This is a genomic window from Inquilinus limosus, assembly GCF_051487185.1.
Classification (GTDB): domain Bacteria; phylum Pseudomonadota; class Alphaproteobacteria; order DSM-16000; family Inquilinaceae; genus Inquilinus; species Inquilinus limosus_F.
This window is the reverse complement of sequence record NZ_JAHVDK010000037.1, coordinates 1-13,636: the sequence shown is the minus strand read 5'-3', so window position 1 is coordinate 13,636 and position 13,636 is coordinate 1. Positions and strand designations below refer to the sequence as shown.

Annotated in this window: 14 protein-coding genes; 9 read left to right on the top strand and 5 right to left on the bottom strand. The window is 70.3% G+C overall.

All coding sequences use genetic code 11. The annotated features are described in order from the left end of the window. Window positions 1-3 precede the first annotated feature (3 nt). Complete coding sequence (locus KXR53_RS31430; protein ID WP_437379560.1) at window positions 4-651, bottom strand: dihydrofolate reductase family protein; 648 nt, start codon at window positions 649-651, stop codon at window positions 4-6. A gap of 127 nt (window positions 652-778) precedes the next feature. Here KXR53_RS31430 and KXR53_RS31425 point away from each other — a divergent pair, with 127 nt between their 5' ends. The 4 genes from KXR53_RS31425 to KXR53_RS31410 all read left to right on the top strand — a co-directional run bounded on the left by KXR53_RS31425 (window position 779) and on the right by KXR53_RS31410 (window position 5,671). Further along, window positions 779-1,144 (top strand): VOC family protein, encoded by a 366-nt coding sequence (locus KXR53_RS31425; RefSeq protein ID WP_437379559.1) that lies wholly within the window; start codon window positions 779-781, stop codon window positions 1,142-1,144. A 74-nt stretch (window positions 1,145-1,218) separates the two neighbouring features. Continuing rightward, a complete protein-coding gene (polA, locus tag KXR53_RS31420) occupies window positions 1,219-3,981 on the top strand; it encodes a DNA polymerase I (RefSeq protein ID WP_437379558.1) in 2,763 nt (920 codons plus the stop codon). Between the two features lie 185 nt (window positions 3,982-4,166). Further along, window positions 4,167-4,994: an SDR family oxidoreductase gene (locus KXR53_RS31415; RefSeq protein WP_437379557.1), complete on the top strand. Its 828-nt coding sequence runs from the start codon at window positions 4,167-4,169 to the stop codon at window positions 4,992-4,994. A 62-nt stretch (window positions 4,995-5,056) separates the two neighbouring features. Beyond that, window positions 5,057-5,671: a LysE family translocator gene (locus KXR53_RS31410; RefSeq protein ID WP_437379556.1), complete on the top strand. Its 615-nt coding sequence runs from the start codon at window positions 5,057-5,059 to the stop codon at window positions 5,669-5,671. Window positions 5,672-5,725: 54 nt separating this feature from the next. Here the strand turns inward: KXR53_RS31410 and KXR53_RS31405 are convergent, their stop codons facing one another. Beyond that, window positions 5,726-7,894 (bottom strand): molybdopterin cofactor-binding domain-containing protein, encoded by a 2,169-nt coding sequence (locus tag KXR53_RS31405; protein WP_437379555.1) that lies wholly within the window; start codon window positions 7,892-7,894, stop codon window positions 5,726-5,728. A 14-nt stretch (window positions 7,895-7,908) separates the two neighbouring features. Continuing rightward, the gene (locus tag KXR53_RS31400; protein ID WP_437379554.1) at window positions 7,909-8,361 is read right to left on the bottom strand and encodes a (2Fe-2S)-binding protein; all 453 of its coding nucleotides are present in this window, start codon (window positions 8,359-8,361) and stop codon (window positions 7,909-7,911) included. A gap of 242 nt (window positions 8,362-8,603) precedes the next feature. On the opposite strand from KXR53_RS31400, the gene KXR53_RS31395 reads away from it, so the two are divergent. The 4 genes from KXR53_RS31395 to KXR53_RS31380 all read left to right on the top strand — a co-directional run bounded on the left by KXR53_RS31395 (window position 8,604) and on the right by KXR53_RS31380 (window position 12,097). Continuing rightward, a complete protein-coding gene (locus tag KXR53_RS31395; RefSeq protein WP_437379553.1) occupies window positions 8,604-9,008 on the top strand; it encodes a hypothetical protein in 405 nt (134 codons plus the stop codon). 10 nt (window positions 9,009-9,018) lie between these two features. Next, on the top strand, window positions 9,019-9,954 hold the full coding sequence (locus KXR53_RS31390; RefSeq protein ID WP_437379552.1) for a diacylglycerol/lipid kinase family protein: 936 nt from the start codon (window positions 9,019-9,021) through the stop codon (window positions 9,952-9,954). Beyond that, a complete protein-coding gene (locus tag KXR53_RS31385; RefSeq protein WP_437379551.1) occupies window positions 9,951-10,778 on the top strand; it encodes a metallophosphoesterase family protein in 828 nt (275 codons plus the stop codon). The genes KXR53_RS31390 and KXR53_RS31385 overlap by 4 nt, the downstream gene beginning before the upstream one ends. 458 nt (window positions 10,779-11,236) lie before the next feature. After that, complete coding sequence (locus KXR53_RS31380; protein ID WP_437379550.1) at window positions 11,237-12,097, top strand: LuxR C-terminal-related transcriptional regulator; 861 nt, start codon at window positions 11,237-11,239, stop codon at window positions 12,095-12,097. A 59-nt stretch (window positions 12,098-12,156) separates the two neighbouring features. Here KXR53_RS31380 and KXR53_RS31375 read toward each other — a convergent pair whose 3' ends face one another. Continuing rightward, the gene (locus tag KXR53_RS31375; RefSeq protein ID WP_437379549.1) at window positions 12,157-12,615 is read right to left on the bottom strand and encodes an SRPBCC family protein; all 459 of its coding nucleotides are present in this window, start codon (window positions 12,613-12,615) and stop codon (window positions 12,157-12,159) included. A gap of 24 nt (window positions 12,616-12,639) precedes the next feature. Beyond that, window positions 12,640-13,101 (bottom strand): SRPBCC family protein, encoded by a 462-nt coding sequence (locus tag KXR53_RS31370; RefSeq protein WP_437379548.1) that lies wholly within the window; start codon window positions 13,099-13,101, stop codon window positions 12,640-12,642. A gap of 116 nt (window positions 13,102-13,217) precedes the next feature. Here KXR53_RS31370 and KXR53_RS31365 point away from each other — a divergent pair. Beyond that, window positions 13,218-13,636, top strand: a 419-nt coding sequence (locus tag KXR53_RS31365) for a hypothetical protein (protein WP_437379547.1), incomplete at its 3' end; no start/stop codon positions are given.

Genomic DNA, 13,636 nt, shown 5'->3' with positions numbered 1-13,636 from the left:
ATCTCAGCCCTGCTTCGTCACGGTGAAATGCGTGGCGGCGGCGGTGGCGACGCGCTCGCCGATGCCATAGCCCAGGGCGGGCAGGTCGATCCCGGCGAACAGGGCCTCGCCGCTGCCCAGCAGGATCGGCGAGACGACCAGATGCATCTCGTCGATCAGCCGCTGGCGCAGATATTGCCGGACCGTGGCGACGCCGCCGCCGACCCGCACATCCTTGCCGCCCGCGGCGTCCCTCGCGCGCTCCAGCGCCGCCTCGATGCCGTCGGTGACGAAATGGAAGGTCGTGCCACCGTCCATCTCCAGCGAGGGCCGGGCATGGTGGGTCAGGACGAAGACCGGCACGTGATAGGGCGGATTGTCGCCCCACCAGCCCTTCCAGCTGTGGTCCGGCCAGGGGCCGCGCACCGGCCCGAACATGTTCCGGCCCAGGATCCACGCCCCGACATTCTCGAAGCTGCGGGCGGCGAAATCCTCGTCGACCCCGGTCTCGCCGCCCTCCTGGCCGGACATGGCCCGGAAGGTGCGGGTGGGGAAGAACCATTCGTGCAGCGCCTCGCCGCCCTTGCCGAGCGGGTCGTCGCAGCTCTGCGCCGGCCCCGCGCCGTAACCGTCCAGGGAGATGGAGAAGGCGCGGACAACGAGCTTGGACATGGTGCGTTTCCTTCCCGATGAGGTCGATTCTGATTTCATATTTTAACTAGTTATATTTTGCAATCAGTTTCTGCGGGGCCGGCTCCCGGGCTATCCTCTCGGTCAAAACCACCGGGGAGGCAGCGCCATGGCGTCGGTCCGTTACATCGTCCACGACGTGGGCCAGGCGGTCGCGTTCTACACACAGCATCTGGGCTTCCGGCTGCAGCAGCAGTTCGGGCCGGCCATGGCGATCCTGGAGCGGGACGGGCTGATCCTCTGGACCGCGGGTCCCGGCGCCTCGGCCAGCCGGCCGATGCCGGACGGCCGGGTGCCCGAGCCCGGCGGTTGGAACCGATTCGTGCTGCAGGTCGACGACCTCGAGGCCCTGGTCGCCTCGCTGCGGCAGAACGGCGTCCGGTTCCGCAACGACATCGTGACCGGCCCCGGCGGCAGGCAGATCCTGTGCGAGGATCCATCCGGCAACGTGGTCGAGCTGTTCCAGCCGGCCTGAGCCTGCACCCGACCGGGTGGACACCCGCCCTCCGGCGCGGCATGGTCGCGCTCTGTTCCGCCCGAGGCCAGCCCATGAAGACCTATTACCTGATCGACGGCTCCGGCTACATCTTCCGCGCCTTCCACGCGCTGCCGATGATGATGCGCAAGTCGGACGGGCTGCCGGTGAACGCCGTCTACGGCTTCACCAACATGCTGATCCGCCTCTTGGCCGATCTCGACGCCGACCATCTGGCGGTGATCTACGACGCCAAGGGCACCAACTACCGCAACGATATCTATCCGGACTACAAGGCCAACCGCTCCGAGCCGCCGGAGGAGCTGGTGCCGCAGTTCCCGCTGATCCGCGCCACCAGCGAGGCCTTCAACCTGCCGGGCATCGAGGTCGAGGGCTTCGAGGCCGACGACATCATCGCGACCTATTGCCGGATGGCGAAGGAGGAAGGCTCCCGCGTCGTCATCGTCTCCTCCGACAAGGACCTGATGCAGCTGGTCGGCGACGGCGTCAGCATGCTGGATCCGATCAAGAACCGGCCGATCGATGCGGCCGAGGTGATGGAGAAGTTCGGCGTCGCGCCGGAGAAGGTGGTCGATGTGCAGGCCCTGGCCGGCGACAGCGTCGACAACGTGCCCGGCGTGCCGGGAATCGGCGTCAAGACCGCGGCGCAGCTGATCACCGAGTTCGGCGACCTCGACACCCTGCTGGCCCGGGCCGGCGAGATCAAGCAGCCGAAGCGGCGCGAGGCCCTGATCGAATTCGCCGAGCAGGCGCGGATCAGCCGCGAGCTGGTGAAGCTGCGCAGCGACGCGCCGGTGCCGGTCGGCCTGGACGGCATCGTGGTGCGGCCGCCGAACCGGCAGAAGCTGATCGGCTTCCTGGAGGAGATGGAGTTCCGCTCGACCATCACCCGGGTCGAGGCCTCCTTCGAGAAGCTGGGCACCACGGCCGACGGCGAGCCGGACCTGACCGCCCCGGGCAAGCCGGAGGCGATCGCCCAGGACTACGAGCTGGTGCAGGACGCGGCGGCGCTGCAGCGCTGGGCGGATGCGGCGGTCGAGGCCGGGGTGCTGGCGATCGACACCGAGACCAATTCGCTGGACGCCGAGGGGGCGATGCTGTGCGGCATCTCGCTGGCGGTCGCCCCCGGCAAGGCTTGCTACATCCCGATCGGCCATGTGCCCCCTGGCGGCGACGGGCTGAACCTCGAGGGCGAGCCGCTGAGGCAGATCCCGATCGAAGAGGTCCGCCGCATCCTGGGCCCGGTGCTGACCGACCCGTCGGTGCTGAAGGTCGGGCACAACCTGAAATACGACGACCACGTCCTGAGCCGTCCCGACATCGGCATGCCGATCACGCCGTGGGATGACACCATGCTGATTTCCTACACCCTCGACGGCGGGGCGCATGGCCACGGCATGGACGAGCTGTCGGAGCTGCATCTGCAGCATCGCACCATTCCCTATTCCTCGGTCTGCGGCACCGGCAAGAACGCCATCACCTTCGACAAGGTGCCGCTGGACAAGGCCCTGGCCTACGCCGCCGAGGACGCCGACATCACGCTGCGCCTGCACACGCTGCTGAAGCCGCGGCTGGTGGCGGAGCGGATGACGACGGTCTACGAGACCATCGAGCGGCCGCTGGTCGGCGTCATCTCCGACATGGAGATGGCGGGGATCAAGGTCGACCGCGCCGCGCTGGCCCGGCTGTCGATGGAGTTCGCCGAGCGCATGGCGGCGCTGGAGGCGGAGATCTACATCTCCGCCAAGGGGCCGTTCAATGTCGGCAGCCCGAAGCAGCTGGGCGACGTGCTGTTCGAGCGGCTGGGCATCCCCGGCGGCAAGAAGAGCAGCAAGACCGGCGCCTATTCGACCGATTCGAGCGTGCTGGAGATGCTGGCGGCGCAGGGCCATGTGATCGCGACCCAGATCCTGGAATGGCGCCAGCTGGCCAAGCTGAAGGGCACCTACACCGACGCGCTGCAGACCCAGATCAACCCGCGGACCGGGCGGGTCCACACCTCCTTCTCCCTGGCCGCGACCAACACCGGGCGGCTGTCCTCGAACGAGCCGAACCTGCAGAACATCCCGATCCGCACCGAGGAAGGGCGCAAGATCCGCTACGCCTTCGTGGCGGAGGAAGGGCACAAGCTGGTCTCGGTCGACTACAGCCAGATCGAGCTGCGCCTGGTGGCGCAGATCGCCAACGTGTCCCTGCTGAAGCAGGCCTTCCAGGACGGCACCGACATCCACGCCATGACCGCGAGCCAGGTGTTCGGCGTGCCGCTCTTGGAGATGACGGGGGAGATCCGGCGCAAGGCCAAGGCGATCAATTTCGGCATCATCTACGGCATCTCCGGCTTCGGCCTGGCGGCGCAGCTGGGCATCCCGCAAGCCGAGGCCACCGCCTTCATCCGCGCCTATCTCGACCGGCTGCCGGAGCTGAAGGCCTGGATGGACGAGACCAAGCGCGCGGCGCGCGAGCGCGGCTGGGTCGAGACCCTGTTCGGCCGCAAATGCCACGTGCCCGGGATCAAGGACCCGAACCCGGCCCGCCGCGCCTTCGCCGAGCGCCAGGCGATCAACGCCCCGATCCAGGGCACCGCCGCCGACATCATCAAGCGCGCCATGGGCCGGCTGCCGCGCGCCCTGGCGGCGGAGGGGCTGCGCGCCCGCATGCTGCTGCAGGTGCATGACGAGCTGCTGTTCGAGGCGCCGGAGGCGGAGGCCCAGCGCACCGCCGAGGTGGCGCAGCAGGTGATGCAGTCGGCCGCCTTCCTGGACGTGCCGCTGATCGCCGAGGCCGGCATCGGCCGCAGCTGGGCCGAGGCGCATTAATTGGTCGGTGACGGTCATCGCCTCATCGTCATGGCGAGCCGGCGAAGCCGGCGTGGCCATCCAGCGGCACCGGCCCCTGGATGGCCACGCCCCTGCGGGGCTCGCCATGACGGGTTTTCTTTGGGAAGGCGCTCTATTCCAATGACGCCCCATCCATCTTCACCTCGCGGTTGAGGAGCCGGACCATGGCCGAGACCATCGACTTCGCCGGCCGGACGGTGTTCGTCGCCGGCGGCACCAGCGGCATCAATTTCGGCATCGCCCTCGGCTTTGCCCGGGCCGGGGCCCGCGTCGCGGTGATGAGCCGCAGCCCCGAGAAGGTCGAGGCGGCGGTGGCGCAGCTGCGCGAGGAAGGGGCCGAGGCCATGGGCCGGGCCGCCGATGTGCGCGACTACGCCGCCACCGAGGCGGCGCTGCAGGCGGCGCACGACGCCTATGGCGATTTCGACGTGCTGGTCTCCGGCGCCGCCGGCAACTTCCCGGCCACGGCGCTGGGCATGTCGGCGAACGGCTTCAAGTCGGTGGTCGATATCGACCTGCTGGGCAGCTTCAACGTGCTGCGGGCGGCGCATCCCTTCCTGCGCAAGCCGGGCGCCTCGGTGATCAACATCTCCGCCCCGCAGGCGGCGGCGCCGATGGCGATGCAGGCCCATGTCTGCGCCGCCAAGGCCGGCGTCGACATGCTGACCCGGGTGCTGGCGATGGAATGGGGCCGCGACGGCATCCGCATCAACTCGATCATCCCCGGGCCGATCGACGACACCGAGGGCATGGCCCGGCTGGCGCCGACGCCGCAGGCCCGCGCGCTGGTCCAGCGCAGCGTGCCGCTGGGCCGGATGGGCACGGCCGAGGACATCGCCGCCGCCTGCCGCCTCTTGTCCTCGCCGCTGGCCGCCTTCATCACCGGCGCGGTGCTGCCGGTCGACGGCGGCTGGTCGCTGGGCGGCGCCGCCGCCTCGATGGGCCTGATCGCCGAGCAGGCCATGGCCGCCGCGGCCAAGGCGAGGGGATAGGATCTTCCCCGCGGCCCCGGAGCGTGACACCGTGTTGCGCTTCGGTTCGGAGGAGGCCGCCCATGACCGTCGAGGTCTATATCGCCTATATCGCCGCCTGCATCCTGGTCGCGATCATCCCGGGGCCGTCGGTGACGCTGATCGTCGCCAACAGCCTGACCCACGGCACCCGCGCCGGCCTTCTCAACATCCTCGGCGGCCAGATCGGCCTGGTCGTGATGCTCGGTGTCCTGACCCTGGGCCTGGCCGCGGTGGTGGAGGCGATGGGCCACTGGTTCGACTGGCTGCGCCTGGCCGGCGCCGCCTATCTGGTGTGGATCGGCTGGAAGCTGCTGCGCGCCCCGGACGCGCTGGCCGAGTCCGGCGCCCTGCGCCCGCCGCGCGGCGGCTTCGTGCTGCAGGGCCTGCTGGTGGCGCTGAGCAACCCGAAGATGCTGCTGTTCTTCGGCGCCTTCATCCCGCAATTCGTGCAGCCCGGCGGCGACCAGTCCAGCCAGGTGCTGCTGCTGGGCGCCACCGCCCTGGTCGTCGCGGCGCTGTCGGACGGGATGTACGCCCTGCTGACCGGCCGTGCCGGCACCATGCTGTCGCGCCGGCACGTCCGGCTGGTGTCGCGCACCGGCGGCGTCTGCCTGATCGGCGGCGGGGTCTGGCTCGCCTTCGCCCGGGCCCGGTGAGGAACCGCGGCACCGGCACGGCCGCCGTCTGACGGCCATGCCGGTGCGCGTCGCTCACGAGGACGACTTCAACTGGTCGGTATCGAACGGCAAGCTGCGCAGGCGCTTGCCGGTCGCGGCGAAGATCGCGTTCGCCACCGCCGGGGCGACGGCGGCGGTCGCGGTCTCGCCGATCCCGCCGGGGGCCTCGGCGCTCTTGACCAGATGGGTCTCGACCACCGGCACCTCGTCGATCCGCATCGGCAGGTAGGTGTCGAAATTGCCCTGCTCCACCCGCCCGTTGGCGAAGGTGATGGCGCCATGCAGCGCCGCGGTCAGGCCGAAGATCGCGCCGCCCTGGACCTGCGCCTCGATCGTGTCCGGGTTCACCGTCAGGCCGCAATCCACGGCGCAGACGAGCCGGTGGACCTTGATCGATCCGTCGCCGGCCACCTCGACCTCCGCCACCATCGAGACATAGCTGCCGAAGGCGAACTGCACCATGACGCCGCGGCCGTGCCCCTGCGGCATCGGCTGGCCCCAGCCCGCCTTCTCCGCCGCCAGCGTCAGCACGCCGAGGGCCCGCGGGTTGTGGCCGAGCAGCGCCTTGCGATAGGCGACCGGGTCCTGCTTGGCCGCCGCCGCCAGCTCGTCGATGAAGCTCTCGACCACGAAGACGTTGTGGGTCGGCCCGACGCCGCGCCACCAGGAGGTCGGCACGCCCTGCGGCTCGACCCGGACGTACTCGACCCGGATCGCCGGGAAGGCGTAGGGCGGCTCGGCCGCGGCATCGACCGCGTCCGGGTCGATCCCGTTCTGGAATCCGGGCGGGAAGTATCGCGCCATGATCGAGGAGCCGGCGATGCGGTGGGTCCAGGCCACCGGCTTGCCCTGCGCGTCCAGCCCGGCCGCGAACCGGTCGTAGTAGTACGGCCGGTACATGTCGTGCTGGATGTCCTCCTCCCGGCTCCACACCACCTTCACCGGGCCATCGACCTGCTGCGCCACCTTGACCGCATGGGCGATGCCGTCGACTTCGAGCCGCCGGCCGAAGCCGCCCCCGAGCAGGTGGTTGTGGACCTGCACCTTCTCCTTCGGCAGACCGGTGATCTGGGCGGCGACGCCCTGGGCCATGGTCGGCACCTGGGTGCCGACCCAGATCTCGCAGCCGTCCTTCCGCACATGGACCGTGCAGTTCATCGGCTCCATGGTCGCATGGGCCAGGAACGGCACCTGGTAGATCGCCTCCAGCCGCTGCGCCGCGCCGGCCAGCGCCTTTTCCGTGTCGCCCTCGTTGCGGGCCACGGCGCCTGGCTTCTTCGACTCCTCCTCGAGCTGGCGGATGATGTCGGCGCTGCTGACGCTGGCATTCGGGCCGTCGTCCCACTGCACCGCCGCCGCCTCCAGCCCCTTCTTGGCGGCGCCCATATGGTCGGCGACCACGGCCACCGCCGCGTCGGTCTTCACCACCTGGCGCACGCCCTTGACCGCCATCGCCGCCGCCTCGTCCACGGTCTTCGGCTTGCCGCCGGTGACCGGCGAGATCGCGATCGCCGCCACCTTCATGCCCGGCAGCTTCACGTCGATGCCGAATTCGGCCTTGCCGTTCACCTTGTCCGGCGAGTCGATCCGCTTGGCCGGGGTGCCCAGCAGGGTGAAGTCCTTCGGGTCCTTCAGCGCCACGGTCTTCGGATCCGGCACCGGCAGGGTCGCGGCCAGATCGACCAGCTCGCCATAGCTCAGGCTGCGCTTGCCGTCGGTCACCGCGCCGCGCTCGGCCTTCAGGGTCTTCGGATCGACGTTCCACTGCTGGGCGGCGGCCGCGATCAGCAGGGTGCGGGCGACCGCGCCGGCCTGGCGCAGCGGCGGCCAGAAGGCGCGGATCGAGGTCGAGCCGCCGGTCGCCTGGCTGCCCAGCAGCGCGTTGCCGTAGAGCGCATCGTCCGGCGGCGAATGCTCGAGCCGGACCTGGTCGAGGCCGACCTCCAGCTCCTCGGCCAGCAGCATGGCCTCGGCGGTGTAGATGCCCTGCCCCATCTCCGCCGACGGCATCACCAGCGTGACCAGCCCCTGGGGGTCGATGCGGATGAAGGCGTTCGGGGCGAAGCGGTGCGAGACCTGGGTCTCTGCCCAGGCCGGGCGCAGGGCCGGCGGCAGGGCGACGGTGAGGGCCAGGCCGCCGCCGACGGCGGCGCCGACCTTGAGGAAGCCGCGGCGGTCGAGGGTCTGCGAACCATCAGGCATGGTCTGTTCCTCCCTCAGGCCGCGGCCTTGTGGATCGCGGCGCGGATCCGGTGATAGGTGCCGCAGCGGCAGACATTGCCGGACATGGCGGCGTCGATATCGGCATCGGTCGGCTTCGGCGTCTGCGCCAGCAGCGCCGCCGCCGACATGATCTGGCCGGACTGGCAGTAGCCGCACTGCACCACCTCGAGCTCCAGCCAGGCCTGCTGCAGCGCCTGGCCCTGCGGTGTCTCGCCGATCGCCTCGATGGTGGTGATCGCGCTGTCGCCGACGCTGTCGACCGGGGTCTGGCAGGAGCGGACGGCCTGGCCGTCGACATGCACGGTGCAGGCACCGCACAGGGCCAGGCCGCAACCGAACTTGGTGCCGGTCATGCCGAGCACGTCGCGCAGCACCCACAGCAGCGGGGTGTCGCCGTCGATATCGACCTCATGGGCCGTGCCGTTGATCTTCAGGGAGAAAGCCATGGCTGCCTCTCGGTGGCTGGGGCTGACGGAACGCCGGCCGACCGCGCCGATCGGCTGCGTTCATCGATAGGATCTGCGAACATTGCGAAGCCCGGCCGCAGGTCCGCCGGCCGGCAATAGGCCCGGCGTCACGGCCGACTCCCGATTCTGTCCAGAGCTTAGGACGAAATGCGACGGAAGCGCAGCGAAACATCGCGTCCCGCCGCCATTGAAGACGGCCGATCGCCGCACATGTCATCAGCATGAGCCCACTGATCCGCCTGGCGCTGGCCGCCAGCCTCGCCGTCGCGGCCGCGCCCGCGGCGACGGCGCAATGCATCGTCGATCCGACCCAGATCGGCAGCCCCTGCAGGGGCGGCATCGGTTCGCCGCCGGCCGTTGGGGGCCGCCCCCCGCCGCTGCAGATCACCCCGCCGGGGCAGCTCAGGCCGCCGCAGCTGGCGCCGTTCCGGCCACAGCCGGTCCCTGCGCCCCGCCAGCCGGAGAGCCTGAGCCGCAAGGTGCCGAACACGCCGCTGCTGCCTGCGCCGTCGGTCGGCGCGGCCTATCGCTGCGTCACGATGTACGGCAGCTGCCCGATTCCGGGCGGCGCCATCCCGAGCACTGCCTGCACCTGCGAAGGCGGCACCACCGGCACTGCCCGCTGAGGACCGCCGAATGCGCATCGCGCTGGTGCTGAACGGCGCCGCGGGCGCGCTTCTCGGCCGCCCTCCCGCGGCGATCGCGGCCCGGCTCGAACAGCTCCTGTCCGAGGCCGGGGCCGAGCCGCTGGTGGCGGTGGCCGAGGGCATCGAGCTGTGCCGGACGCTGGACGCCGCCATCGCCTCCGACGCCGAGGCGATCCTGGTCGGCGGGGGCGACGGCACCATCATCGCCGCGGCCGAGCGTCTGCTGCCGGAGAACCGGGCCGGCGCCGCCCGGCCGCTCGGCATCGTGCCGTTCGGCACCGCCAACCTGCTGGCCCGCGATCTCGGCATCCCGCTGGCGCCGGAGGCCGCGGTCACGGCCCTTCTGGCCGGCACGACGCGGCGGATCGATGTCGGCCTGGTCAACGATCGGATTTTCCTGAACAGCTCGCTGCCCGGCATCGCGCCGCGCATGGTGCTGCAGCGCGAGCGGATGCGGCACGATCCGGGACCGATGAAATGGCTGCGGCTGGTGCGCGCCTTCTTCCGCGCCTACGACCGCGGGCCGCGGCTGCATGTGGTGCTGCAGGCCGACGGGCGGCCGTTGAGGCTGATCACCCGCACCCTCGCCGTCACCAACAACCCGCTGGCCGAAGGCTTCGCCGCGATCCACAGCCGCACCGCGCTGGACGGCGGCACGCTCGGCATCTATGCCGCGCGGCTCGGCCGCCGGCTCGACCTGTGGCGCCTGATCGCCCGCATCGTCGCCGGCACCTGGCAGCAGGACCCGGCGGCGGCGGCGCTGCGGGCGCGCCGGGTGATCGTGATCTCACGCCGCGCGCGGCTATGGGTCGCCAATGACGGCGAGAACCATCTCTTGGCGACGCCGCTGCGCTATCGCATCCTGCCGCAGGCGCTGACCGTGCTGGTGCCGCGCGCCGACCCGACAGGCCCGTTTGAAGAGTGAAGAGCGTCGCCCACATCTCCGACCTGCATTTCGGCCGCACCGAGCCGGCTCTGGTCGAGGCCCTGCTGGCCGAGCTGAAGGCGCTTGCCCCCTCGGTCATCGCCGTCTCCGGCGACCTGACCCAGGACGCCCACAGCGCCGAATTCGCGGCCGCGCGGGATTTCTTGGATCGTCTGCCGGCCCCCTACATTGTCGTCCCTGGCAACCACGACATCCCGCGGCACAACCTGCTGTCGCGCTTCACCAAGCCGTTCTCGCGCTATCGCCGCTACATCACTCCCGACACCGCCCCGCTCCTGGTCGAGGACGGGATCGTGCTGATCGGCGTCAACACCGCCCGGCGGCTGGTGGCGCATTGGAACTGGTCGCACGGCTCGATCAGCTTCGAGCAGATCGAACGGGTGCGGGATACGCTGCGCGCCCTGCCCCGCAGCATGCTGAAGGTGGTGGTGGCGCACCACCCCTTCCTGCCGCCGCCCGACGCCCCGGAGACGAAGCTGATCGCGCGCGCCGAGACGGCGCTGCGTTTCTTCGCCACCGCCGGGGTCGACCTGATCCTGACCGGCCACCTGCACCGGGCTTTCTACGGTGAGGTCACCACCCATCACGGCCGGGTGCGGCGGCCGATCCTGGTGGCGCAGGCGGCGACCGCGACCTCGAGCCGGCGGCGCAACGAGCCGAATGCCTACAACCGCATCCTGATCGACGGCAACCGCCTGACGCTGGAGCCGCGGCGCTGGGACGGCGCCGGCTTCGTGCCGATGCCGGCGCAGAGCTTCGAGAAGGTGAAGGGCCGCTGGCAGGCGCTGCCGGTGGCGGGCTGAGCGGGCTCAGACGATCGCAGGCACCGCGGTGCCGGGGGTCGGCCGGGAGGCCGGCGCGAACCGCCAGGGCCAATGACGCGCGGGAGGGCCGGTTGGCACGCAAAGGCGAAGACTGACCGCTCCGCCTGTCAACATCCCCTTTCGGGCGATCGACCTATCCCGTTTGGGGCGGGCGGGATTAATCTAAATTATCCATAAAATTTTAACCGATTTCCTTGACTCGCACCGGTCCGCTCATGCTTCATTCTGATAGCTGTTGGCTGTCCATCTCGGTAACCGCCGGCGGCTCAACCAAGATACTGCATAACATAATAGTTAAATGAACTTCATCCACTTTCGCAGCAATCAAACATAGCCAGACCACTACTTCTATTTGTCGCTAATTCTCGCCGGCTCAGCCAATTCACCGAGAATTGCCGCAGGATATCACCGGTCTGGCCGGCTTGCAGGAGTATACCATGATTGCATACCGGGCATTTCAATCCCCCCTGGCCAGCACCCTCGCCAGCGAGGAGACGGCACTCCCCCAGCCGGCTCACGAAAACGGCCACTCTGCGGACGCCACGACGGCGGCCGCGACATCACCGCCGACCACGCTGGGTGCCGATACGCCGCTGATCGCGATCATCGATTCCCGCACCCTTGGCCGGGACAGCCTGGCACGGGCGCTCGAGGCGACGGAAAGCCGGTTCCGAAATCATACCTTTGCTCGCATCGAGGAATGGCTGCAGTGCGAGCGGATCCGAGAAGGGACCGTCGCAATCCTGCTGAGCATCGGGGCGACGGATGCAGGCGACCCGGATCTGGCGCAGAGTCTGCAGTTCCTGGCGCGGGAGTTCGGCCGCATCCCGACGATCGTGATGGGGGACATCGAGGATCCGTCCCATGTGCTCACGATCCTGGGCCACGGTGCTCGCGGATACATCCCGACCAGCGTCAGCCTCTCCGTCGCGGTCGAAGCCATCTCGCTGGCCCGGGCCGGCGGGCTGTTCGTGCCGGCCAGCAGCCTGATGCAGCTCCAGCAGGCACCCTCGGAACGGCCCCAGGGCGTCGCGCCCCTGGAGGATCTGCTCACCGAGCGGCAGGCAGCCGTCGCCGAGGCCGTCGCCAAAGGCAAGGCCAACAAGATCATCGCCTATGAGCTGAATCTCTGCGAGAGCACGGTGAAGGTGCACATCCGCAGCATCATGAAGAAGCTGCAGGCCCGGAACCGCACCGAGGTCGCCTTCAAGCTCCACAACCTCGCGCAGTCCAGGGTCGGCTCAACGCCTGGTTGGGCGTCCGCAGGAAGTCCGGCTCGCCTCGCGGGATCGCGCTGAGCCGGTAGGAAGCCGCGGATGCCCGGGGCTCCAAAACGCGGCAGCGGCGGAGGGGCGGCTTAATCCTGCCCCCCGTCCCGCCCGAGCCACGGGTCCGGGCCCGGGTCGCGACCGCCGGCCAGTTCGGCCAGGCGGTCGAGATAATGGGCCCAGCCCTCGGCATGGCCAGCGCATTGCTCGGCGTTCGGCAGGCCGGTATGGGTCAGGCGCAAGAGCGTACCATCCGACTGTTCGATCAGGTCGATCTCGACCAGGCTCGACCCCGGCGGCACCGCCTCGCTGCCGTCCCAGCCGAAGCTGTAGGCCAGGCGATGCACCGGCACCACCTCGCGGAAGGTGCCGCGGGCGAAGCGCGCGCCGGTGACGTTGACGAGATAGAGCCCGCCCGGCTGCGGCTCCATCTGCGCCTCGGTGCCCATCCAGCGCAGGATCTTCTCCGGGTCGGTCAAAAGGGCGAACACCGCGGCGGGCGGTGCCGGGATGTGGGTCTCGCGGCGGACGACGAGGGCCTCTTGCATCGGTCTCCTCCACGGTTGCGACGGTCAGCCCCTGGCCTCCGGCGGGGGGCGAGCGGGCGACGGGACGGGCCCGGGATCGCGGCCGGCGACCACTGCCGCCAGACGCTCGAGATAGAAGGCCCAGCCCCGCTCGTGGGAGGACAGGGCCGATGGCGGCAGGCCGCTATGGGTCATCCGCATCAGGGTGCCGTCCGGCCGCTCGATCAGGTCAATCTCGACTTGGCTGGAACCCGGCGGGACGTCGGCATTGCCCTCCCAGCCGAAGCTGTAGACCAGGCGGTGTACCGGCACCACCTCGCGGAAGGCGCCGCGCACGATGTTGACGCCGTCGACGTCGAGCAGGTAGAGGCCGCCGGGCTGCGGCTGCAGCGTCGCGCCGATGCCCATCCAGCGCAGGATCTGCTGCGGGTCGGTCAGGAAGGCGAAGATGGTGGCGGGCGGCGCCGGGACCAGGATCTCGCGCCGGAAGACGGTCGGTTCGTCCATGGGCTTCCCCCTGCCGCCGATTCTGGTTCCTGGCGCCAAAATAACACGGCACGACCAGGCTTCACCATCGCCGCGGCGGGGTGACAGGTCCCGGCCCGCGACGGCATGATCGCGGCATGGATCTGCCCGCGCCCCTCGCCTGGCTCGTGGATGATGCCGACGCCGCGTCTGGACCGGACCGCTTCCTGGCCGAGCTCGGCGGCCGCCTCGCGGCCGACGGCCTGCCGCTGGCGGGCGGGGCCCTGACGCTCGCCGTGCCGCACCCGATCGTCGCGCGCCGCACCTGGCTGTGGCGGGCGGAGACCGGGGCGGTGATCGAGGCGCTGGGCTTCGCCGGCATGCCGCTGGCGGCGGCCGGCCCGCCCGGCCGCGCCGGCCGCGACTGGCTGTCGGGGTTGGGGCCGGGTCCGGTGCGGGAATATACCGCCGGGCCGGCGGTGCTGGTCTGGGCCGGCACCCGGCCGTTCGGCCCCGCCGAGGCCGACCGTCTGCGCCAGGCGGCGCGCTTCGCCGCGGCGCCGCTGGCCGCGCTGGC

Bases quoted from the DNA above. Each gene is read 5' to 3' on its own strand.
- KXR53_RS31430 (WP_437379560.1), bottom strand. From the start codon at position 651: ATGTCCAAGCTCGTTGTCCGCGCCTTCTCCATCTCCCTGGACGGTTAC.
- KXR53_RS31425 (WP_437379559.1), top strand. From the start codon at position 779: ATGGCGTCGGTCCGTTACATCGTCCACGACGTGGGCCAGGCGGTCGCG.
- polA (WP_437379558.1), top strand. From the start codon at position 1,219: ATGAAGACCTATTACCTGATCGACGGCTCCGGCTACATCTTCCGCGCC.
- KXR53_RS31415 (WP_437379557.1), top strand. From the start codon at position 4,167: ATGGCCGAGACCATCGACTTCGCCGGCCGGACGGTGTTCGTCGCCGGC.
- KXR53_RS31410 (WP_437379556.1), top strand. From the start codon at position 5,057: ATGACCGTCGAGGTCTATATCGCCTATATCGCCGCCTGCATCCTGGTC.
- KXR53_RS31405 (WP_437379555.1), bottom strand. From the start codon at position 7,894: ATGCCTGATGGTTCGCAGACCCTCGACCGCCGCGGCTTCCTCAAGGTC.
- KXR53_RS31400 (WP_437379554.1), bottom strand. From the start codon at position 8,361: ATGGCTTTCTCCCTGAAGATCAACGGCACGGCCCATGAGGTCGATATC.
- KXR53_RS31395 (WP_437379553.1), top strand. From the start codon at position 8,604: ATGAGCCCACTGATCCGCCTGGCGCTGGCCGCCAGCCTCGCCGTCGCG.
- KXR53_RS31390 (WP_437379552.1), top strand. From the start codon at position 9,019: ATGCGCATCGCGCTGGTGCTGAACGGCGCCGCGGGCGCGCTTCTCGGC.
- KXR53_RS31380 (WP_437379550.1), top strand. From the start codon at position 11,237: ATGATTGCATACCGGGCATTTCAATCCCCCCTGGCCAGCACCCTCGCC.
- KXR53_RS31375 (WP_437379549.1), bottom strand. From the start codon at position 12,615: ATGCAAGAGGCCCTCGTCGTCCGCCGCGAGACCCACATCCCGGCACCG.
- KXR53_RS31370 (WP_437379548.1), bottom strand. From the start codon at position 13,101: ATGGACGAACCGACCGTCTTCCGGCGCGAGATCCTGGTCCCGGCGCCG.